The organism is Solibacillus isronensis (genome assembly GCF_900168685.1).
Classification (GTDB): domain Bacteria; phylum Bacillota; class Bacilli; order Bacillales_A; family Planococcaceae; genus Solibacillus; species Solibacillus isronensis_A.
Genome location: NZ_FVZN01000014.1, coordinates 1,165,462 through 1,187,810, shown reverse-complemented (window position 1 = coordinate 1,187,810; position 22,349 = coordinate 1,165,462). Strand labels below are relative to the sequence as shown.

Genomic DNA, 22,349 nt, shown 5'->3' with positions numbered 1-22,349 from the left:
CCCTCTGTTTTTATGCCCTTTCAGTTAATAATGTCCGATTTTCCGGAATCATCTCGTTCAAAATTCCGTCACAATTCTGATACACCATATTGTGTTCGCAACATTATTCTGTTTTAATACGAATTATCACGCTTTAAGGCGATATTTTCTAAAAATACATTCTATTGGAGGTAACAATATGAAACACATTTTCACTTCTGCAGATGAAGCATTAAGTCAAATTCAAGATGGTGCAACTATCATGGTTGGTGGCTTTGGATTGGTAGGTATTCCTGAACAACTTATCCTCGCACTTGAAGAAAAAGGAGTAAAGGATTTAACGGTAATTTCGAATAATTGTGGTATAGACGATTGGGGTTTGGGACTTTTATTAAGAAAGAAACAAATTAAAAAGATCATTGCATCTTATGTAGGAGAAAATAAGGAGTTTGAACGCCAAGTACTATCCGGTGAAATTGAAGTGGAATTAACTCCTCAAGGCACTCTTGCTGAACGAATCCGTGCAGGCGGTGCGGGTATTCCAGCCTTTTATACACCAGCTGGAGTCGGGACAATCATCTCAGACGGAAAAGAAGTTCGAAATTTCAATGGGAAAGATTATGTTTTAGAGACAGCACTTAAAGCAGATTTTGCAATCATCCGTGCCGCGAAAGCTGACCAATTAGGCAATCTGATTTATAACAAAACCGCTCAAAATTTCAACCCTATCATGGCTGCAGCTGGTGAAATTTCGATTGCAGAAGTTGAGGAGATTGTGGAAACCGGAATGTTAGATCCAAATATGATCCAAACGCCAAGCATCTATATTCAAGGCATGCTTCAGGCAAAACAGGAAAAAAAGATTGAAAGATTAACAGTACGTTAATAAGAGAGGAGAATTTAAAATGACTTTATCTAATAGAGAACGTATTGCCATTCGGGCTGAAAGAGAAATTGAACATGGTAACTATGTCAATTTAGGAATTGGCATGCCTACATTAGTTGCCAATTATATATCTTCGGATAAAACCGTCATCCTGCAATCCGAAAATGGTTTGCTAGGAATCGGGCCATATCCAACAGAAGATCAAGTTGATCCAGATTTGATCAATGCCGGAAAAGAGACAATAACAACAATACCTGGCTCCTCTTTTTTCACGAGTGCGGAATCTTTCGCAATGATCCGTGGCGGACATATTGATGTTGCTATTTTAGGGGGAATGGAAGTTTCCGAAAACGGGGATTTAGCCAACTGGATGATCCCAGGAAAGATGATTAAAGGTATGGGTGGTGCGATGGATTTAGTACATGGTGCCAAAAAAATTATTGTAATTATGGATCATGTGTCCAAAGATGGATCACCAAAAATAAAAAAAGAGTGTTCTTTACCTTTAACAGGCAAAGGCGTAGTCAACAAAATTATTACGGAAAGAGCTTTGATTGAAGTGACATCACGTGGTTTAGAACTGAAAGAAGTATTTGAAGGATATTCAGTTGAGGATGTAATTCAATCAACGGAAGCAAATTTAATTGTTGAGAATGTAAAAGAGAGCGTTTCTATTTAACTGTTTTCCTGCCAGATAAACGATGTAATACACCATAAATAAGAGATTCTTTCATATGGCAATTTCCCAAAGAATAGAACTCTTACTACTATTGTACGAGGGGGATTTATATGGATTTGTTAGTTATTCTATTGGCGCTTGGACTATTAATGTTTGCTGCCTACCGCGGTTATTCCGTCATATTATTTGCACCAATCTGTGCGCTTTTAGCGGTTGTATTAATTGCACCAAGCAATGTTTTACCATTTTTCTCAGGTATATTCATGGAAAAGATGGTCGGATTTATTAAATCATATTTTGCTGTTTTCCTATTGGGAGCTATTTTCGGAAAAGTTGTAGAAATGTCAGGGATTGCTGAGTCAATTGCCAAAACAATTGTCAACTGGCTTGGTGCGAAACGGGCAATGCTCACGATCGTATTGCTTGGCGCCATCTTAACCTACAGTGGAGTGAGTTTATTTGTAGCGGTATTTGCGATTTATCCATTTGCTGCACAAATGTTTAGACAGGCAAATATTCCTAAACGTTTAATTCCAGGTACGATTGCTCTTGGTGCATTTACCTTTACAATGGATGCACTGCCTGGGACACCACAAATACAAAACGTTATTCCAATCGCCTTCTTTAAAACGGATATTTATGCAGCACCGGTTCTAGGAATCATAGGGGCAATTGTCGTTTTAACAGCTGGATTACTATACTTGGAGGCTAGAAGAAAAAAAGCCGAATTAGCTGGAGAAGGTTATTACGGGTTTGATTCGGAAACGGCCGTTACGATTCACAGTGCAGAAGTAAAGGATGAGCCTGCTCTTCCCGATTTAACAGCCAAACAATCGCTGTCTAGACAAATTCTGGCTTTTGTTCCGCTTATTTTGGTTGGGGTTACCAATAAAATATTTGTTACAAGTATACCTAAATGGTACCCGAATGGCTTTGACTTTGAAGCACTTGGCTTGAGTGCCTATAAAGTGGATGTTGCAACATCTGCTCCTATTTGGGCGATTATTATGGCGTTGATTGTGGGAATTATATCATCTATTGCCTATGATTTTAAACGGGTATTTAGTGGTTTTAAAGATGGCGTTAATACAGCGATTGGAGGGTCGCTGCTGGCGACTATGAATACCGGCGCTGAATATGGATTTGGCGGGGTCATTGCAGCTCTTCCAGGATTTGCGAAAATCAGCGACGGGATATCCACAACATTTACAAATCCACTTGTCAATGGTGCAGTTACGACCACTACTCTTGCCGGTATGACGGGATCCGCATCAGGTGGTATGGGAATTGCCTTGGGAGCAATGGCTGATAAGTATAATCAGGCGATTATTGCCGCTAATATTCCACCAGAAGTAATGCACCGCGTAGTGGCAATGGCTTCAGGGGGCATGGATACCCTACCGCATAACGGAGCGGTTATTACCCTGCTGGCAGTAACGGGACTCACGCATAAACAGTCATATCGGGATATTTTTGCGATTACGATTATTAAAACGTTAGCCGTATTCGTAATCATCGCACTTTATACATTCTTTGGATTAGTATAATAGAACGGTAGTTATTAAATGGCTGTTTAATATACCGAGAGTTTTAAGTCGTGTTTCGGAAAACAAATTTAAACGGAGTCAGCTCTTTTGGCTCCTCATCTAGGAGGCTTTTTGGGTGGTAAAAGATAAATTGGTATTCATTACTGGTGCAGCACAAGGTATAGGATTTGAGATTGCGAAAGAGTTTTATACAAAAGGTGCTACTGTCGTGCTAACAGATATAAATGAAGAAAAAGTGAAAGAGGCAGCAAGCACCCTTGGAGAACGAGCAATTGGACTTAAATGTGATGTAACAAAAGAAGAAGAAATTATAGCAGCAATTGATGAAACAGTACAGAAATTTGGTCGAATCGATATACTTATAAACAATGCTGGTATGCAACATGTTGCAATGATTGAAGATTTTCCGACAGAGCGTTTCGAACTGTTAATAAAAATAATGTTAACTGCTCCATTTGTATTAACTAAGCATGTGTTACCGCATATGAGAAAACAAAAATTTGGCCGTATTATTAATATGGCTTCCATTAACGGACTTGTTGGATTTGCAGGAAAAGCAGCATATAATTCTGCAAAACATGGTGTTATTGGCCTCACAAAAGTTGCGGCACTTGAAACTGCATCAGAAGGCATAACGGTTAACGCTATTTGTCCAGGCTATGTAGATACACCACTTGTTCGAAATCAATTGCAAGACTTAGCAGCAACACGCAATATACCTCTCGAAAACGTATTGGAAGAAGTGATTTACCCACTCGTTCCTCAAAAAAGATTACTTGATGTAAAAGAAATCTCTGATTTGGCTCTATTTATCTCAAGCGAAGGAGCAAAAGGAATGACTGGTCAGGCTATCGTTTTAGATGGCGGGTACACAGTGCAATAATTAATTCAAGGATGTTCACCTCTGTTCCCGGAGGCCGCATTCTTTAGCATGGCTTGTGCTTCGAAATCCAAGCTATCTTCGCTTTGTGGGGGTCCTTAAGTTTCACGTAGAGACCTTTATTAATAAATGGATGCCAAATTTATTAAAGCAATGCAGGTGTGTAGAAATTTTTTTACCTTTCAACACACCTGTTTCCTGTTTGTTATCTGTAAACAGGCGATCAAAAAACTGCTGGAGGGATATTTGAAATTTCCTGTGTAGCTGCTTACTTCCTACCTTATCAGCTATTGTTAACTTGGCCTTCTGATCTTGTCCTCTGTTTTGATGCGTCGGATAATATACGTTTTCGTACTGTTAAAGCTCCCTTATTAATTCGTACTAATTTTTTATAATCTTCAGCAGTTGATTCATTGCTTTTTTTGCTTCCGGAATCGGAAATACCGGAAAAACATGGTTCATTTTTGGGTATTCGTAGTATTGAATTGCTACTCCCTGTTCTTTTGCTTTATCGAGAAGCATATTTGCATCGACTAGCAGTAGTTCACCCGTGCCCACAAAAGCGGTAATTTGTCCAATGTCTATCAGTTCTCCATGTACAGGACTTATTTTGTAGTCGGTTAACTCTAAGCCATCCGCCCATAACCTGCCAAGCTCCTGTGCGCCTATCACTCCAAGCATCGGATCGAGTTTTTCAAGTTCTTTATAGCGCGGGTCCTCACCCCGTACATCGAGCCATGCGGAATGTAGAACAATATGCTGTGGCTGTTTTTTGGAACATCGCTTTACATCCTGTGCCAACGCCAACGCCAGCCCGCCTCCTGCTGAATCCCCCATAAAAATAAACGGTGCATCGTATTTTAAAACGAGATGATCATATAAGTCGTGAATGGCAGTAAAGCATTCTTTATGCGTATGTTTAGGCAACTTCGGATAAATCGGCACAACAATCGTGAAATTTGTCTCCTGTGCAAGCTTTACTAAATAACGCCAATGAAAAATCAGTGGATCATTAATATACGCTCCTCCGTGGAAATAGTAGATGACCTTTTCCGGTGTTTGCTGTTCATTAATTGTGTAATAGTGAATGCCATTCAATTCGTCTTTCTTTATTTGATGCTGATCTCTGAATTTAGCATCGAGTTCATACGGTTTCTCGTTATGCTTCATTGCAATAAAATCATCGAGCAGACGCAAATCCATAAACTTTTTCTTTGTTCCGCGCAGTATTAAAAATTTCTCAAACAACACACTTTGCACGCTTCGCATACAATGCCTCCATCCTATTTTTTCTACTATGATTCTTATCCATTCGACTAAAATTGATTGATTACCTTCTAATCGGATAAACGTTTCTATTTATCCTTATGCATACTTAGTACCTATTAGAAAAAAGTGTCGATTGTTTTAAGCACATTATTATCTCAATAAAACAAATCGCGATATAATTCTGAAACTTTTTCCCGACTTATCCGTAAATTAGGTAATAAATTCTAAAGGAGGGAATGATGGTGCTCATTGGATTTTACAGTGCTCTAATAATTTTCACTTTATTATTCATCATTGCAGCTTTCTTTTTTATACGGCAGTTCGTAAATAAGAAATCCTCCCCCTATAACATGAATACTTTTATGCTTGGTGTGCTAACGCTGTTCATGCTGATTGTAACGGGTATTTATGGATATGATTTTTATCATCTACAAGCGGGCAATCAGAAATTTGCGGAGGGGATTTGTGAAATCAACTTTGTAAACGGTCATGGGAGAAGTATTGATACGACTGAAGTAAAGATTGAAGATAATCTTTATAACATAAAGTCCGGTACTTACAAAGATCTACCTGATGGGCGTTATAATTGTGAACTTTCGTATTTACCGATTTCAAAAATTGTGACACAGATCGATATTCAGTCAAAAGGAGAGGAAGGAAACTAATATGGTTGATTTAGATTTTTTAATTCAGTACGGATTCATATTAATTGTGGTTTCAATTACAACACTACTATTATCTATGTATTACAGGAAAAAACCGAAAGTGGATAAAGGGTTTAAATTTGCCTATCATGCCCTTTCATACCGCCGAAAATTTTTACGCACGATTTATTCAATCCCGTTTTGTATTTTTCCGTTAGCGATCATTTATTATTTTGAAGGGTTTTCCGCTAACTTTATATTTGTTACGCTGTTGCTAGTGATCGTATTGGTTTTTCAAATGTCATACAATTACATAAAGTGGAAAAAAGAAGATTAAAAGCCTGTGTTCATCTGAAAGCAGGCTTTTTTTCATTATTTCACTCCGCTCGAACCAAAGCCCTTATCACCGCGCTCCGTATCCGACAGCTCGTCTGCTTCTTCAATAAAAACTTGCGGAACATATTGAATGACTAGCTGGGCGATTCGCATTTGTTTTTCAATCGTAAACGGTTCTTTCCCGTGATTGATTAAAATCACGCCGATTTCACCGCGATAGCCTGCATCGATTGTACCTGGACTATTTAACACCGTAATCCCATGTTTGAGGGCCAATCCGCTACGTGGGCGTACTTGCGCTTCTGTTCCCTCCGGCAGTTCGATTTGAAGACCGGTTTTAATTAACCCGTATTCACCAGGCAGTAAAACTCTTTTTTCAACCGCACTTAAATCCATCCCTGCATCCCCTTCCCGTGCCTGTTTCGGCAATACAGCATTCGGGTGGGTTTTCTTAATTTTTAAATGAATCGACATATTCAACCAACTTTCTCATTTATAAAATCTATTTACATGCAGTTATAACAAAACCATATTTTCTCTTTATTTTCAATAGGGAGTTTTCTAGAATTCTTAATGGATTTATGTTATCTTTCTTTAGGCTCTTTACTTTTATGTTGTTAAAGCTTATACTCAATTCAACTATATATTGTGTTTTTTTATCACGGTACTACTAAATGTAGTTTAAAAGGGAAGTTTGGTGTGAATCCAACGCTGTCCCCGCAACTGTAAATGCTGACTGAAGACGAATAGACCACTGTGCAGTGCATGGGAAGGTATGTCTGACGGATGAAGCAAAGCCAGGAGACCTGCCGCGTTAAAACTACGTACATTTCTTCGGGGAATAGGAAATGGAGGCGCTCTTTTACTCGTTTCCATTTCAAGCTATCCTGTTTTCCGGGATAGCTTTTTTTGTTTTTTCTGCATGTTCCCCCATGACATGTGCACCACAATTACTAGTAATATTTAAATAGCGAGGGGTTCTATTATGAAACTTTATACGAAAACAATTTGTCCAAAATGCCTATGGGTAAAATCGGAGCTCGATGCTGCCAACTTGGAGGTCGAGGTTATTAATATTGACCATGATGAGAGCGCAAAACAAATAGTACTCGATGCAGGTTTTTTGTCTGTGCCGTTATTTGAAATCAACGGTGAATTTATCGCAGAGCCGACGTCAATTATCGATCGCATTTCTGAAATGACCGCATGATCATATTTGCTTCACGAACTGGTAATGTACGATCCATTGTGCAAAAACTCGGCTTGCCCGCAAAGGATCTGGCGGAAGTAGAGAAAATGGATGAACCGTATCTTCTATTTACGTATACGGATGGATTAGGCTCTGTTCCCCCTATCGTCGACCAGTTCATGACTGCGAACTTTGATCTATGCAAAGGAATTATCGTAAGCGGAAACCGTAATTTTGGTCATGCTTTTTTCGGCCGTGCAGGTGACCTTTTAGCTGCACAATACGGAATTCCGTTAATCGAAAAAGTGGAAATGCGAGGAACTCCGGCGAATTATGAAGCGATTACAGATTACTACTACTCCATTTGGAAAGAGGCATCGAAATGAAACAATATTTAAAATTAAATAACGATATTCTAAACCGTTACCGTGCTACCGGTGAATTGGATCTGGCGAAAGACAAAGAAGCAACACGCCGCTATTTCCTGGAAGACGTGAATGTCCGTTTACGCTACTTTATCGATATCGAGGAAAAAGTGCGTTATTTAGTCGATGAAGGCTATTACGAAAAAGAGTTTTTGGAATTGTACTCGATGGACTTTATTAAACAAATGTACAAAAAAGCCTATTCCTACAAGTTCCGGTTTCCTTCATTCATGAGTGCTTCGAAGTTCTACGAAAGCTATGCGATGAAAAGCCGGGATGGAAAAGAAATTCTGGAAAAGTATGAAGACCGAATCGTTATTATCGCCCTGTATTTAGCACAAGGCGATGAAGCGTTGGCTGAAAAGGCCATCGAAGCGGTAATGACTGCCTACCAGCCGGCAACCCCAACTGCCCTAAACAGCGGGAAAAAAGCGCGCGGTGAGCTAGTCTCATGTTTTAAACTAACGATGGACGATACGATGAACTCAATCGCCGAGAATATCGGCTATTGTCTTGAACTTTCCCGCTTAGGCGGCGGTGTCGGGGTAAACTTGACCGATCTGCGTCCATTGGGAGATCCGATTAAAGGAATTTTAAACCGTGCGAGCGGGGTTATGCCTGTTGCGAAACTGCTGGAAAATTCGTTCTCGTATTCGAATCAGCTTGGCCAAAGAAATGGTTCCGGAGTCGTCTATCTAAATGTTTTTCACGGTGATATTGAAGCGTTCATCTCTTCCAAGAAACCAAATGCCGACGATAAAATCCGATTAGCTACACTATCTACAGGCATTATTCTTCCCGATATTTTCTTTGAACTGATGCGCCGAGATAAAGATATCGTCTTGTTCAGTTCTTATGATATTTATAAAGAATACGGCAAACGCATGTCGGAAATTTCGATTTCGGAAATTTACTATGAGCTATTGGATAATCCGAACATCCGTAAACTGAAACGATTAAATGCCCGTAAATTGTATACGGAAATTAAAAAAGCGCAGTTTGAATCGGGTTACCCGTTCGAAATATTCGATGATAATGTCAATAATACACACCCATTAAAGGAAATCGGGCGTGTGAAGATGTCGAATCTATGCACCGAAATTCTTCAATACCAGCAAACAAGTATTGTTACCGATCAAAACGAGCCGAATGAATATGGCCTTGATGTTTCTTGTAACTTAGGTTCAATTGACATTCATGAAGCAACTAAAGTTCAGGATTTCGGACAGCTTGTCGATACAGCAATGCGTCTTTTAACGAATGTTTCAACGATGACCGATATCGTCAACGTCCCTTCTGTGTCGAAAGCCAACAAAGTGATGCACTCTGTCGGATTGGGTGTTATGAACTTGCACGGACACCTTGTACAAAGCGGAATCCGTTATGGTTCCAAAGAGTCGATCGAATTTATCGATGCGTTTATGGAATCACTGAACTATCACTCGTTAAAAGCATCAATGGAAATCGCGAAGCAAAAGAACGAAACGTTTTATCGATTTGAGGAAAGTGATTATGCGAGCGGTGTTTACTTTGAAACTTATATAAATAAAGAAGAAAGAGAACTTACTCCTGAAGTGATTAAAGCACTTGGGGGTACACCGATTATTACTCAAAATATGTGGCAGCAGTTGAAGTCTGACGTATTGGAGTATGGTTTATTCCATTCATACAGACTTGCGATTGCTCCAACTGGCAGTATCTCCTACATCCGCAGCTGTACCGCTTCCATCGCCCCTGTTACAGAACGCGTGGAAGTTCGTGACTATGCGGACAGTCGAACAATTTATCCTATGCCGTTTTTAACGGATGATAACCAGGAGCTATATACCGAAGCATATGAAGTAAACCCGTATGAACTGATCGACCTTTACGCAGCCGCGCAAAAGCATGTCGACCAGGGAATTTCCATGACACTATACGTAACGGATCAGTGGAACACAGAACAATTGGCAAAAGCCTATATTTACGCGTGGACGAAAGGCATTAAAACCGTATATTACGTACGCCAACGTTTACTAACAATTGAGGAGTGTGTCGCATGTCAAATTTAACGTATAAAGCGGTCAACTGGAATACCCCTACGAGTGAGCTCGCTCGCATTTTTTGGGACCAGCAATGGAAACAAATATGGTTCCCCGAAGAAATTGCAGTCAGTAAAGACGTCAAACAATGGAAGGAATTCGAACATCAGGATACATACAAAAAAGTGTTCGGCGGCCTGACATTGCTTGATACGGTACAAACGAACATCGGCATGAATGAAATCGCCAAGTACACGCCCGATTTCCAGGAGAAAGCGGTGTTAACCGTCTTCGGATCGTTTGAAGCAATCCATGCAAAATCTTATTCTTATATTTTTACAACATTATGCACAAACACGGAAATTGACGAAGTTTTCGAATGGGTGCAAAAAAATGAGTTTCTTCAATATAAAGCAAATCGCATTGGCGAAGTATACACCGATATAAAAGAAGATGACCCGGAAAGCTTATGGAAGGCAATGTTCGCTTCCGTTATGCTGGAAAGCTTCTTATTCTATTCCGGCTTCTTCTACCCTCTTTATTTAGGAGGACAAGGTGTACTGCGAAACAGTGCGGAAGTGATTAGCTTAATCTTGCGTTAATATCGTGGCGCAAGTAAAACTCTTTGAATTCAGGGGATATCCTAACGTTAAGTCGAGGACAATCCTGAGCCAAGATTGATAGTTAAGAGATTGAAAACTATCAATAAGGTGCAACGGTCATCGAAAGCACATGTTTTTTACATGGAAGCTAGTAGAGTAGGATACAAGTCAATTATGGTATCCGAAGCGGAGAGATATAGCAAAAGCTATATATGATATGATCTGATCTTATAAGAAATTATAAGCTGCAAATCGCAGAAGTAAGAATGACGAACTTACTTGAACAACATGGACGAATCAATTCACGGAGTAGCGGTCGGCTTTTTCGCGCAGAACATTTTCAAAACGTTTTCAGCGGAAAAACAGCAGGAGCTAACTTTGTGGGGCTATGAATATTTACTCGATTTATATCAAAATGAAATGAAGTATACCGATGATTTATATGCAGAAACGGGTCTTTCCCCTGAAGTGAAAAAATACGTGCGCTACAATGCGAATAAAGCACTTATGAACTTGGGGCTCGACACGATGTTCCCTGACGAGGAAGTGAACCCTATTGTGATGAACGGAATTTCCAATACTGGGTCAACCTATGATTTCTTCAGCCAAAAAGGAGCAACTTATGCGGTGGCTAAAGTGGCCCCTATTACGGACGATACATTTAAATTCTAAAAAAGAAACGCTATACCAAATATCCGGTATAGCGTTTCTTCCTATTTAATATGCTTCTTTCACCCATTCTTTAAAAATCGGGTCATGTGTTGAAACTATCGGTTGGTAATTGGCCCCTTCGTGTATATATTGAAAGGCAGCATTAACTGCCTGCATGGCATCATGTGTTGCACCTTGTATAAGTTTCAGTTTACCTTGCTCATAGCGGGCATCCCCTGCTACAAAATATCCGCAAAAACTCGTTAAACCATTATCTCTTTGCTTTATGCGCCCTTTAAAATCAATCGTACGTTTCTTTGAACCAATATGGCAAAAGACAGCCACATAAGCCCGGTCATTAAAATCTGCGAAATCATAAACCGGAATGTTATTGTTGGCAAGTCCATCCATTAAAATAGACTGTAAATTCAGCTCTTGGTCGGTATATAATGTAACCGCATTTCCATAACCCATCAACTGAATTGCCCAATCCGCTGCCATCGGTGTATGTCCGATTACTGCAATTGGTCCATCATATTGTTTGAAAGCTGGCGGGTCATACTGTATTTTTTCCGAGATGTGCGCATGTTCGATTCTTTTTACTTCACTAAATCCATTGCCGGTTGCCGCAATGACAGTTTTAGCTAGAATCGTTTGCTTAGATGTCGTTACATAAAACAATTCGTCAATCTTTTCAATTTCCTCAACAATTTCTCCAAGGAACACATTAGCTTTACTTACTTTTAATTGTTCAATCAGCGCTTTTTTATAATTCTGTGCCAAAATCCCAAACTGACCGGGAATATCGTAAATCTCATAGTTTAAAAATAGATTCAGTCTTCCCCCCAGTTCATGATTGCCTTCAATTAATACCGTGTTCATCCTTCTAGATGCACTATAAAATGCACTGAACATTCCGGCAGGACCACCGCCGATTACACAAACATCGTAAATCATCGCTCTCCCCCATTATTACTGTACAAAAATATCTTTATGTACTTGTTCGCTATTCCCTTCTATCGAAAAACAAGCAGCACCATTCAACAAATAACTCCATAGCTTGTCGTATGGCTGTTTATGGAGCGAGGAAATCAAACAGGCAATAGCAACACCGTGAGAAACGACAGCGATTCTCTCATAAGGTAACTGTAATAAATACTGGTGAAATGCGATCATTCGGTTCGTTACGTCTTGAAAAGATTCCTGAGTCGTATTGATAAACATTTCAGGGGAATTCATGTAGCAACAATACTGTTCATCCTGTTGAAGTTCCTTAATGTAGCTGCCTTGCCAATGCCCTAAGTTGATTTCACGCAAATTTTTATTTTTTTGAATGATATGGTCAGGAAACATGAGATGTGCTGTTTTTACTGCCCGAGTGAGATCACTGGAAAATACGATTTCCGGATTCCATGTAACGGACATTGCCTGTTCCATTCCTTTTGCCGTTAATTCCGAGTCGAGCCATCCTTGCAGCCGCCCTTCTTTATTCCAGACAGTTTCTCCATGACGGTAGTAGTTAATGATTTTTGACATAATTCGTTAGTTCATCCTTGCACTTTGTCCAGATTTCTTCACTTTTGACAGCGATTCGAAACCATTTACCGTCAAGACCGGCATAGTTTCTTGTATGGCGCAAAACGATTCCCCGCTCCAATAAATATTTAAACATTTCATCCGGATTATATTGTTCCTGCAATTGAAACAGCAAAAAATTTGCTGCACTGTCTGATACTTTACAACCAAGTAATTGTAAGTCCGCCACCATCTGACTGCGTAATTTGCTGCTTGTTTTACGGGATTCCATTACAAAATCCTTGTCGTGTAAACAGAGACAGCCGATTTCATTTGCGATGGCGCTTACATTCCAGTGGGGCAAGTAATTTCGTAGTTTTTCCGCGTTTTGTCCGATAACATAACCAAGACGAATGCCAGCCAGTGCGTACATTTTCGTCATGGAACGTACGACAATTAAATTAGGATAAGTGTTCACTAATGAAACGACACTCTCCGATTCATCGGTCCAGTCCATGAATGCTTCATCGACAACAAAATTACAATGCGGAAATTTTTTTATCAACTGTTCAATCCAATGTTTTTTCAGTAATACGCCTGTAGGATTATTCGGATTGCAAATATAACAAGCATGGACCTGTTTCAGCTGTTTTTCCAGCAATTCATTGTTAAACCGATAGTGACAAAAATCCTCTGCCAAAATAGAATGAATGACACAATCCTGCTGTTTTAATGTTCTTGCATACTCCGAAAATGTTGGCTGTAACAGAGCAATGTCCTTTCCTTTGAAATACTGCGCCAAAGCCATTAAACATTCTGCTGCACCGTTTGTCACAACAACGTGATGGACTGCCACTTTGTGAAATTCTGCTGCTTTAGAACGAAATGGTTCGGCTTGTTCATCCGGATATCCGGCAATTTTTACAAAAAGGTTCGGCCACTCTTCCTCTACTTGCTTTGGTAACCCCAGATAATTGACATTTTCACTAACATCGATTACCTGCTCCGGCATTTTTACATTCATCGCTTTATACAACGCAGCTGCATTAGCTCCATGCGCAGGCAATTGCATACACTATTCCCCCTGTTATCACAACACACCATGTACATACATACATGTGCTGGATCGCTTTTTTAATATGTATTCTTTGAATCGTTTCATATGGTTCACCCATATAAGCTCTAAATGATTCCACCCCGCCATAACGGTTATACCCGCCTAATCGGATTCCTAACTGAACGGCAGTAGCAGCTTCCAAATATCCGCTGTTCGGGCTTGGATGTTTTTTTGCATCTTTTAGCCAGTTTTTAAAGCGGTGTTTTAGCGGCTGTTTCATTTCACACTTCGTAAATAGAAGTAGGAACCACCCGGAAATTCTGCTGGGCAAATAATTCGCAACATCATCCAATTTAGCAGCAGCATATCCAAACTCCCCATAGCGTTCATTTTTATACCCGATCATCGAATCCAGCGTATTAATCGCTTTATAGCACCATGCACCGGTTGCCCCGAAACATAACGCGTACATGAGCGGTGCAGTCACGCCGTCACTCGTATTTTCCGAAACTGTTTCGATGACACCTCGTACAATTTCGGGTTCATCCAAATGTTTCGTATCACGGCCCACAATCCAGCTTAAATAGTTCCTTGCGTCGGGTAAATCGTTCGCTTCCAAGGAATCGTAAACGAGTATCGCTGCTTCTTTTAACGATTTCTGTGCCAGGGCTAAACTAATCAAAAAGATTTCGACCGCCAACCAAAGCATAAAATGAACTTTCATTGCGAGAATAACAACTAAAAACACTGTTCCCGTTGTAATACTTACGGTGAGAAAAACCGTCAGCAAGCCTTTTATCAGTCGTTTACCGCCATGATTCCATTTCCTTTCGAAAAAAGTAATCATGTTGCCGATATAAATGACGGGGTGCGTCCATTTTTTCGGATCCCCAACAATGCAATCGATGAGCACTGCGGTTACACAAATAATAAAATACATCGTGTCCCTCGCTCCTTTATTCAATTGATATAAAATGAAAATTCCAGAGCATAATTGATGCTCTGGATAAATTGTAGCATTTCATTAATGATGATGGTGGTGTTCATATCCATGTTCTTCTGCATATTTGCGGAAATTCTCTAAATCGATCATACCTGTAGAAGTACCGTCCAGTGCCTGTTCCATGCGCTCCAACAATACTTTCTTCAAATTAGGATGGTAGCCGAAATAATTTGCAAGTAAAAAATCGACATCTTCATATTGCTCTGTAAACTGCTGGACCATTTTAGCCATTCGTTCCATCAACACGCCTGTAAACAAAAAGTATGGTAACATCACAATCTTTTTGGCACCGAGTCTGATACAACGCTCAATCCCTTGTTCTACAGATGGAGTCGTCACGCCCATAAACGCACTTTCTACGATTGGAACGTCCAGCTTTTCCCACAACAAACGGGTAATTTTATAGAAATCGCCGTTTGCATATGGGTCACTACCGCCACGAGCAATGAGTAAGATAGCTGTGTCTTCATGTTTTTCATCAGGATTGAAGCCGACTTCTGATAATCGGGACTTAAGAATTTCGAAAATCTCTTCGTGAATCCCGATTGTTTGACCATATGTAAAGCGAACATCCGGAAAATGCTCTCTAGCATGTTCGATTTCGGCTGGAATATGCAGTTTTGAGTGTCCTGCATGTAATAGGATGATCGGTATTACATGAACTTCATCCGCACCCTTTTCAATACATAGCTGAATTCCATCTTCAATGTTCGGGGCTGCAAACTCTAAAAAACATGTTTCAACAAGAAGTGCTGGGTCAATGTACGTTTTCATCTGCTCGACAAACTGACGTACTTCCTCATTCCCTGCCTCCAATCTGCTTCCGTGGCCAACAAATAATACTGCTTTTTTCATTGGTCCTCTTCCTTTTTTATATTTATCGATCCCTTTAATCCGATTTTCATGACGGATTCTTTCCCCGTGTTCCACCGAATAAATAATGGATGATTCTTCAGCGGTATCCTGCACAATGGCGCGTGAGGTTTCCTCGTTTTGAACGGAATACCATGTTCCGTTCGGATAATCGATGACAACGCATTTATCTTTACAACGCCCATTACATCGGGTACGCGATGTATGAATCATTTCATCCAGTCGATTTTTGCGAATTTCATCCCGGATTTGCTGTGTTACTTCTTCCGCACCGGCACCCATGCAAGTCGCCCCGTTACAAATTAACAGATGACGCTGCATTTGTGCTAAGTTCCAAGTTGTCATAGAATCCTCCTTCTTCTAGTTGGTCAAAGTACGTTTTATTTTTGTGCACGAATGCGGCAAACTTATCTATTGATGACGAATTGTACTTCTCTAATATATTTTTCACAACATCAATTACTATATTTTCCGGTACTTTTTTTAACAACAGTTGCCCGGAACTGGCACGCCTCCCCATTGGAATCGCGCCACCGTAAATGTCCACTTTGCCATTATGAAAAATGAGTGCCAGGTCATCCTGGACCGCATTATAGCATGCTTTTGTACATGCATTAAAACCGATGCGAACTCTGTTTTTTAACGGCATTTGTTCAACTTGTTCCAGCAAGTCCTTTGCAAGTGGTAAACCGTCTAACAAATCCCCATCACAAAAGTCACAACATTTAAATAATGCACTTGGTGTTTGGGATGCCACATACAAATTCACTTCCGTTAATTTTTCCATCGCCTGCTCCACATTTGAACGATGAACAGTAACGATAAAACTATGGCCGGCAGAATATTTTACAGCGCCTGATTCTTCAAGATTCGCTAATACAATCAGCTGATCACTTGATAAGTGTTTGTTTATTAACCCGGGCCGTACAATTAATGCGATATAGTCATCCATTGCTTTTAACTTTGCAAAAGTCTTGTTCGGCATCGGCAGCTGCAACGCCTTCTCGAAATTTTTCTTAGCATATTCCTGCATATATAAACCGCCCCCATTCATCAATTACACTTATTGTGACTAGTTAATACCCTTTGATTGTGAAAGTTCAGAATGAATCCGGGTAAAGACCTTTAGCAATAATTTCAAGCGCTTCTGCCACTCGAACACCTTCTGATGCAGCCGATAATGGCAGAACAACAAAATGCTCATTTTGTACTGCCGGTGTTTGGCTCAGTGCAGAATCATTTTTCAGGAAATTAATTTTTTCCTCTGCTGTTGTAGAACCGTAATCGATGACAATGATAGCTTCCGGATTACGCTCAACCGCATCTTCTTTTGAAACCGTTGCCCAGTTTTTCTCGATATCCCCAAAAATATTATTTGCTCCGGCCATTTTAATTAAAGTGTTCATAAAGTTCTGTGTTGCTGTAAATACATCTTTATCCCCACTATCAAATACTAGGACATCGATTGGCTTGTCCATTGCAGGAATTTTTTCTGTAATCTTTTCAATATCTGCGTTCATATCTTCTATCAATGTTTCACCGCGCTCTTCAACACGGAAGATTTTTGCGATATTATGAATATCCGTATAAATATCCTCTAGCTCCGGCGCGACTTTTACAGAGGAAGACTGCAGGTAACTGCCAATTCCCAATTGTTCCATTTCTTCACGTGACATGACGTTTTTCTCATTGAAGGCACTTGCCCATCCACCATAAATGAAATCGGCTTCTGACGAGATGATCTGTTCTTTCGAAGGATATTGTTCAGCCATTACCGGAACTTGGTCATATGCTTCCTGTAATGGAGGATAAATCTGGTCATCCAAGTAAGCTGTTCCTACCATTGAATCTTCCAAACCAAGTGCAAGCATCACTTCCGTTACATGCTGGTTAATGGAAATCGCTTTTTTTGGTGCTTCATCATATGTAATGGATATGCCTTCATTTTCAATTGTTACTGACTGGACCGTTTCCTCGGTATCCGCTTTTGCCTGTTCTACAGTTGGCTCATCGTTTGAACATGCCCCTAAAATTAATGCGGATGCCAAAGCAAACGGTGCCCAAATTTTTTTACGTAGTTTCATTGTGTTTCTCCTTTTGTATCTATCTTTGTATTCGTATAAAAAAACAAATGCATTTTCTCTGTAAACGGATTTTTGGAAATCCCTGCATCAATTTTAAATACTTCTTTTAACATCGTTGTCGTCAATACATTTTCCGGTGTACCTTGAATATGTAATGTTCCACCGTTCATAACAATCAACTCATCACAATAAGCAGCAGCTAAATTTAAATCATGTAACGCCGCAATAATCGTAATCGGTAAATCTTTGACTAAATCCATTAAATGAAGCTGGTGTTCAATATCCAAATGGTTTGTCGGTTCATCCAGGACAAGAATGCTTGCCTGCTGTGCCAATGCACGTGCAAGCATGACCCGCTTTTTCTCCCCTCCCGATAAATTGCTAAGTGTACGGTTCGCCAAATGGGCAACATTGGCTAATTCCATACTTCTGTCCGCAATCAACACATCTTCAGAGTTATCCGCGCTAAGCCACCCTTTATATGGGGTACGTCCCATCATCACCAAATCTCTTACAGTAAAGTCAAATAATACAGTTGACTCCTGACTAACGACCGCCATTTGTCTCGCCAGTTTTTTCGGGGAAATATCCCAAACTTCCTGCTCATGTAAAGTTACTTTGCCGGATGATTGTTTCAGGTGACGGTACAAAATCTTAAGCATCGTTGATTTTCCGCTGCCGTTCGGACCAATAATCCCTATAAATTTTCCTTCGATGATTTCCAAAGAAATGCTTTTCAAAATGTCCTTTTCATCCACCGAATATTGAACTTTATGTAGCTGGATCATTTTATTCTCCTTCCCCAAATGCATAGCGCTGACGACGAAGCATCCAAATAAAGAATGGGCTTCCCCATAATGCTGTAATAATCCCAATCGGCATTTCTTCCGGTGCAATGGCTATACGTGCCCCCATATCCGCCCATATGATAATAATGGCCCCAACCAGCGCACTCAGCGGTAAAACGACTTTATAATTGGACCCGACAATCATGCGCACAATATGCGGGACAATGAGACCGACAAATCCGATACTCCCGCTAACCGCAACAACAACGCCCGTAAGTAATGACACGATAATAATAATGAACAGCCTGAACCGTTCAATATTGATCCCTAACGTCGAGGCTGTTTCTTCACCAAGCAACAGTGCGTTCAGTTGACGGTAGCTCAGTAGCAATAACGGAAATACAATACAAAAAGTAATAAAAGGTATTCCGATATTGGACCACTTTGCCCCCCCTAAACTGCCAAGCATCCAAAACATGACAGCCTGAACACCGCCTTGTTCTTTTGAAATCATTAACATGAAGTTTGTCATGGCACCCAACACCATGGAAACCGCTATACCCGATAACAGCAATCGAATCATTGAAGTTTTCCCGCTTACGCGGGCAAGTAAAAAGACAATCATTACGGCGAAAATGGCACCTAGAAATGCGGCAAACGATAAGGCAAATATACCGAAAAAACTGAAGGCCCCGAATAAAATGACCGAAGTCGCCCCGACGGAAGCACCCGAGGATACACCTAATATGTATGGATCTGCAATCGAATTCTTTACTAAAGCCTGGATTGCTGCGCCCGATATTGCTAGGGAAGCCCCTACTAAAAGTGCCAATAACACGCGCGGTACACGAATTTCCCAAATGATGACTTGTTGGGCATTTGATGCATTTGTTTCACTCAACATTCCTGTTTTATAAAGTAATACTTCAATAATTAACTGGGGTGTGATTCCTACAGAACCTACCATAATCGCTCCTATAATGGATGCTAAGAGCACAACGACTAGAATAGGCATCCATAGCCAAAATTTATTTTTGTTCATTTTACTTTACCGGCTCCCAACTAATAATCGCCGCATAAAATTTATGCCGGTATACAATTCTGTCTTCCTCTTCTGTAACATACCGGGCAAGCGCTTCTTTTACATGCTGCCAATCAAATGAATCCGTTAAGATTTTTTTACTTTGTGCCGCATACAATGCATCATAACTTTCATAGGAATACATGCGTTCCAATGCCAACATTTCGCAATCTGCATAAATCCCTAACTGATACAGCATATTTAAAATTTCAATATAATCTCTTCTCGGATATTTAATCTCATAATGATATTCTTTCGCTAACACATCATAATGTGGCTGTGTCGGTCCTGTCGTTAACCCTATGATCGCTCGTTTCTTTGCCCGGTCATTCATTTTCAGCAGTGCCTTATTCATTTCATATATCCGGTAATAGCAATTGACACCGATGACTATATCATGATGTTCGACATCGGCTTCTTCCCACTTTGCATGAACAAAATTTACCGCATCGTCTTCTATGAAATACTGCTGCAAGTAGTCCAAAACACTCCTTGAGCCATCAACTAATGTCAGTTTTCCGACATCTTCTCTTAGAGGAAATGTATAATTCCCCCAACCGGGGCCCATTTCCAGACAGCTTGCCCCCTTAGGTATGTACTGACGAATCTTCTCATAAATTGGAACGGCATGTGCATCCGTTTGCTTATAGGATTTTTTTTGCATTGATTGGGCCCAAAAGGCTTCTTCCAACGCATCATTTTTCATCCGTTCCGGCATATTCCCATGCCAGTCGAGCATCCCTTCCTTCCAGAGCTGCTCAAAATCTATTGCGAGCGGCCCATGTAAAACAGCCATCAACCTCACCTCTTTTCAACTGTAGTTTCCGAAATAAACGAATAAATCTTCTCCATATCCAGATGCTCCCGCACATGGCGGTCCAGCATTTCATACGCTTGTTCGCGCCGTTCAAAATCGGATAAGACATCTCCTGAAATGGGTTCGATCCCTTTTTGCATACGGATTACATTAAAATAATCACGTGTGAATGAGCGATTTTGGAAAATCCCGTGTACATATGTACCAAATACTTGCTCCGTATAGACACCATCTGTCCGACCGTCATAAAATTGGATGAAAGGCTTCAACGGTTTCGTTGCTACACTGCGACCTAAATGGATTTCATAACCTTCAATCTCATGACCTGTACAGCTTCTTCCGGAAACTTGAAGTGTTTGCTTACGATCGATAAATGTTGTTTCAATCGGCAGCAGACCTAAAGTCAAGTACGTTCCGCCAGTGCTTTCAACCGCCTGCTCATCAAAAATCATTTCACCGAGCATCTGGTAACCTCCACATATACCGATAATACGGACATGTTGATGCGCTAACTGTAAAATTCCTTGCATCAACCCGGTTTGCTGCAGCCATAAAAAATCTTCCACCGTATTTTTAGTTCCCGGTAAAATTATGACATCCGGATTTTTTAAATCGCTTAGGTTGGTAACAAAGCGCACACCTACCCCCGGTTCTTCAAACAAAGGATCTATATCGGTAAAATTGGAGATGCGTGGAAACCGGATGACAGCGACATCAATCGCAAATTCATGCTGCTGTGGCTTTTTCAAGCGCAGGCTGGATAGCGCCATAGAATCTTCAGCCTCAATTTGAACATCAAAATAAGGAATAACGCCAAGTACAGGAATCCCTGTATACTCTTCCAGCCACTCGATTCCATTTGTCAGCAGTTCTTTCATGCCACGAAATTTATTGATAATGATTCCTTTGACACGTGCTCTTTCCACATCGTCCAATAACATCAGCGTTCCGACAAGTGATGCAAAAACACCGCCCCGTTCAATGTCGGCAACTAAAATAACAGACGCATCGGTTTCATGAGCCATTCGCATATTGGCAATATCACGGCTTTTCAAATTAATTTCCGCGGGACTTCCCGCACCTTCCAAAACAAGAACATCATAGTTCTCCGATAAACGTTCAAGTGATGTACGAACTTCAGGCATGACCTCTTCTACAAATTGTTCACGATAACTGACCGCATTCATATTTGCAAAATGTTTACCATGCAGAATCACTTCTGATACCATATCCCCTTTTGGCTTCAGTAAAATCGGATTCATATCCGTTGTTGCGTCAATTTTTGCAGCTTCCGCCTGAACCCCTTGTGCACGTCCAATCTCTCCACCGTCTTTCGTAATATACGAATTAAGTGCCATATTTTGAGATTTAAACGGCGCAACCCGGTAACCGTCATTAACTAAAATGCGACATAGTGCTGTACATAGTACACTTTTCCCCACATCGGATGAGGTGCCCTGAATCATGATTGCCTGCACTAAAACTCCAGCCCCTTCATCGCTGTGACGTCCTGCTCGCTGTAATAATGTTTTGTCGCATCAACGGTTGATACCAGATCAGCCATTGCAATCAAATCCGGATGTGCTGATCGTCCTGTAACGACTAAATGCATTGTGGCCGGTCGATTACGGATTACTTCAATTACTTCTTCTAAAGGTAAAACATCATCAATCGGGAATTTTGAAATCGCCAATGCATTATTTAACTCATCCAAAACTAGTAAATCAGTCGTTTCATCCTGCAACTCTTTTTTTACAATTTGCCAAGCCTTTTTTAACGCTTCTCTATGTTCTTCCGGTGTTTTTGTCCATGTAAAACCAATGCCGAGCTGAACGGTTTCGACACCTAATTTACGAAGTGCAATTTGTTCTCCATATGTACGTTGCGGCGATTTAATAAACTGAAAATATTTCACATTCATACCACGCCCGATTGCACGCAACGTCACACCTAATGAAGCGGTTGTTTTGCCTTTTCCTTCACCCGTATATACGAGCAGCATTCCTTTTCTCGCCATGAAATT

At 40.5% G+C, this 22,349-nt stretch carries 24 protein-coding genes, 1 pseudogene and 1 riboswitch; of the genes and pseudogenes, 11 read left to right on the top strand and 14 right to left on the bottom strand.

Going from position 1 to position 22,349, the window contains the following annotated elements:
- Nucleotides 1–178: 178 nt before the first annotated feature.
- From B5473_RS14410 to B5473_RS14395, 4 genes are all read left to right on the top strand, one after another.
- Nucleotides 179–865 (top strand): CoA transferase subunit A, encoded by a 687-nt coding sequence (locus B5473_RS14410; RefSeq protein WP_079526330.1) that lies wholly within the window; start codon nt 179–181, stop codon nt 863–865.
- A 19-nt stretch (nt 866–884) separates the two neighbouring features.
- Nucleotides 885–1,544, top strand: coding sequence for a 3-oxoacid CoA-transferase subunit B (locus tag B5473_RS14405; protein ID WP_079526328.1), 660 nt, complete (start codon nt 885–887; stop codon nt 1,542–1,544).
- Between the two features lie 110 nt (nt 1,545–1,654).
- A complete protein-coding gene (locus B5473_RS14400; protein ID WP_079526326.1) occupies nt 1,655–3,091 on the top strand; it encodes a GntP family permease in 1,437 nt (478 codons plus the stop codon).
- A 115-nt stretch (nt 3,092–3,206) separates the two neighbouring features.
- Nucleotides 3,207–3,974 carry a 3-hydroxybutyrate dehydrogenase gene (locus tag B5473_RS14395; RefSeq protein ID WP_079526324.1) on the top strand — a complete coding sequence of 256 codons (768 nt, stop codon included), beginning with the start codon at nt 3,207–3,209 and terminating at the stop codon, nt 3,972–3,974.
- 378 nt (nt 3,975–4,352) lie between these two features.
- On the opposite strand, the gene B5473_RS14390 is transcribed toward B5473_RS14395, so the two are convergent.
- Nucleotides 4,353–5,240, bottom strand: a complete 888-nt coding sequence (locus tag B5473_RS14390; RefSeq protein ID WP_079526322.1) for an alpha/beta hydrolase fold domain-containing protein — start codon at nt 5,238–5,240, stop codon at nt 4,353–4,355.
- 350 nt (nt 5,241–5,590) lie between these two features.
- Here B5473_RS14390 and B5473_RS14385 point away from each other — a divergent pair, with 350 nt between their 5' ends.
- Both B5473_RS14385 and B5473_RS14380 read left to right on the top strand, forming a co-directional pair.
- The gene (locus B5473_RS14385) at nt 5,591–5,905 is read left to right on the top strand and encodes a cobalamin biosynthesis protein CobN (RefSeq protein ID WP_139377741.1); all 315 of its coding nucleotides are present in this window, start codon (nt 5,591–5,593) and stop codon (nt 5,903–5,905) included.
- Nucleotide 5,906: 1 nt separating this feature from the next.
- Nucleotides 5,907–6,221, top strand: a complete 315-nt coding sequence (locus B5473_RS14380) for an ATPase (RefSeq protein ID WP_079526320.1) — start codon at nt 5,907–5,909, stop codon at nt 6,219–6,221.
- 35 nt (nt 6,222–6,256) lie between these two features.
- Here the strand turns inward: B5473_RS14380 and dut are convergent, their stop codons facing one another.
- Nucleotides 6,257–6,694 (bottom strand): dUTP diphosphatase, encoded by a 438-nt coding sequence (gene dut, locus B5473_RS14375; RefSeq protein ID WP_176142082.1) that lies wholly within the window; start codon nt 6,692–6,694, stop codon nt 6,257–6,259.
- 171 nt (nt 6,695–6,865) lie between these two features.
- A riboswitch (cobalamin riboswitch) is annotated at nt 6,866–7,048 on the top strand.
- A 157-nt stretch (nt 7,049–7,205) separates the two neighbouring features.
- On the opposite strand from dut, the gene B5473_RS14370 reads away from it, so the two are divergent.
- The 5 genes and pseudogenes from B5473_RS14370 (at nt 7,206) to B5473_RS14350 (ending at nt 11,129) form a co-directional block, all read left to right on the top strand.
- The gene (locus B5473_RS14370; RefSeq protein ID WP_008406611.1) at nt 7,206–7,430 is read left to right on the top strand and encodes a glutaredoxin family protein; all 225 of its coding nucleotides are present in this window, start codon (nt 7,206–7,208) and stop codon (nt 7,428–7,430) included.
- Entirely contained in the window at nt 7,427–7,795 is a 369-nt protein-coding gene (gene nrdI, locus B5473_RS14365; protein ID WP_079526316.1) for a class Ib ribonucleoside-diphosphate reductase assembly flavoprotein NrdI, read from the top strand. Before B5473_RS14370 ends, nrdI begins: the two co-directional genes overlap by 4 nt.
- Nucleotides 7,792–9,885, top strand: coding sequence for a class 1b ribonucleoside-diphosphate reductase subunit alpha (gene nrdE / locus B5473_RS14360; RefSeq protein WP_079526314.1), 2,094 nt, complete (start codon nt 7,792–7,794; stop codon nt 9,883–9,885). The genes nrdI and nrdE overlap by 4 nt, the downstream gene beginning before the upstream one ends.
- A pseudogene (locus B5473_RS14355) lies at nt 9,873–10,454 on the top strand (ribonucleotide-diphosphate reductase subunit beta); the annotation flags it as partial. The gene nrdE and the pseudogene B5473_RS14355, both read left to right, overlap by 13 nt.
- Nucleotides 10,455–10,745: 291 nt before the next feature.
- Nucleotides 10,746–11,129, top strand: a complete 384-nt coding sequence (locus B5473_RS14350; RefSeq protein WP_254865327.1) for a ribonucleotide-diphosphate reductase subunit beta — start codon at nt 10,746–10,748, stop codon at nt 11,127–11,129.
- Nucleotides 11,130–11,174: 45 nt separating this feature from the next.
- On the opposite strand, the gene B5473_RS14345 is transcribed toward B5473_RS14350, so the two are convergent.
- The 12 genes from B5473_RS14345 to B5473_RS14290 form a co-directional block, all read right to left on the bottom strand.
- A complete protein-coding gene (locus tag B5473_RS14345; RefSeq protein WP_079526312.1) occupies nt 11,175–12,065 on the bottom strand; it encodes an NAD(P)/FAD-dependent oxidoreductase in 891 nt (296 codons plus the stop codon).
- 15 nt (nt 12,066–12,080) lie between these two features.
- Nucleotides 12,081–12,644, bottom strand: a complete 564-nt coding sequence (locus tag B5473_RS14340; RefSeq protein ID WP_079526309.1) for a histidine phosphatase family protein — start codon at nt 12,642–12,644, stop codon at nt 12,081–12,083.
- Nucleotides 12,628–13,695 carry a pyridoxal phosphate-dependent aminotransferase gene (locus tag B5473_RS14335; protein WP_079526307.1) on the bottom strand — a complete coding sequence of 356 codons (1,068 nt, stop codon included), beginning with the start codon at nt 13,693–13,695 and terminating at the stop codon, nt 12,628–12,630. Before B5473_RS14335 ends, B5473_RS14340 begins: the two co-directional genes overlap by 17 nt.
- A complete protein-coding gene (gene cbiB, locus B5473_RS14330) occupies nt 13,670–14,620 on the bottom strand; it encodes an adenosylcobinamide-phosphate synthase CbiB (protein WP_079526305.1) in 951 nt (316 codons plus the stop codon). Before cbiB ends, B5473_RS14335 begins: the two co-directional genes overlap by 26 nt.
- A gap of 84 nt (nt 14,621–14,704) precedes the next feature.
- Nucleotides 14,705–15,901 carry a CbiX/SirB N-terminal domain-containing protein gene (locus B5473_RS14325; RefSeq protein WP_079526303.1) on the bottom strand — a complete coding sequence of 399 codons (1,197 nt, stop codon included), beginning with the start codon at nt 15,899–15,901 and terminating at the stop codon, nt 14,705–14,707.
- Nucleotides 15,852–16,589, bottom strand: a complete 738-nt coding sequence (locus B5473_RS14320; protein ID WP_079526300.1) for a sulfite reductase — start codon at nt 16,587–16,589, stop codon at nt 15,852–15,854. Before B5473_RS14320 ends, B5473_RS14325 begins: the two co-directional genes overlap by 50 nt.
- 67 nt (nt 16,590–16,656) lie before the next feature.
- Complete coding sequence (locus B5473_RS14315; protein ID WP_079526298.1) at nt 16,657–17,640, bottom strand: ABC transporter substrate-binding protein; 984 nt, start codon at nt 17,638–17,640, stop codon at nt 16,657–16,659.
- Nucleotides 17,637–18,428 carry an ABC transporter ATP-binding protein gene (locus B5473_RS14310; protein WP_079526295.1) on the bottom strand — a complete coding sequence of 264 codons (792 nt, stop codon included), beginning with the start codon at nt 18,426–18,428 and terminating at the stop codon, nt 17,637–17,639. The genes B5473_RS14315 and B5473_RS14310 overlap by 4 nt, the downstream gene beginning before the upstream one ends.
- A gap of 1 nt (nt 18,429) precedes the next feature.
- A complete protein-coding gene (locus B5473_RS14305) occupies nt 18,430–19,470 on the bottom strand; it encodes a FecCD family ABC transporter permease (protein WP_079526292.1) in 1,041 nt (346 codons plus the stop codon).
- 1 nt (nt 19,471) lies between these two features.
- On the bottom strand, nt 19,472–20,305 hold the full coding sequence (locus B5473_RS14300; RefSeq protein ID WP_079526290.1) for a class I SAM-dependent methyltransferase: 834 nt from the start codon (nt 20,303–20,305) through the stop codon (nt 19,472–19,474).
- A gap of 5 nt (nt 20,306–20,310) precedes the next feature.
- Nucleotides 20,311–21,792: a cobyric acid synthase gene (locus B5473_RS14295; protein WP_254865326.1), complete on the bottom strand. Its 1,482-nt coding sequence runs from the start codon at nt 21,790–21,792 to the stop codon at nt 20,311–20,313.
- 11 nt (nt 21,793–21,803) lie between these two features.
- On the bottom strand, nt 21,804–22,343 hold the full coding sequence (locus tag B5473_RS14290; RefSeq protein WP_079526286.1) for a cob(I)yrinic acid a,c-diamide adenosyltransferase: 540 nt from the start codon (nt 22,341–22,343) through the stop codon (nt 21,804–21,806).
- Nucleotides 22,344–22,349: the final 6 nt, after the last annotated feature.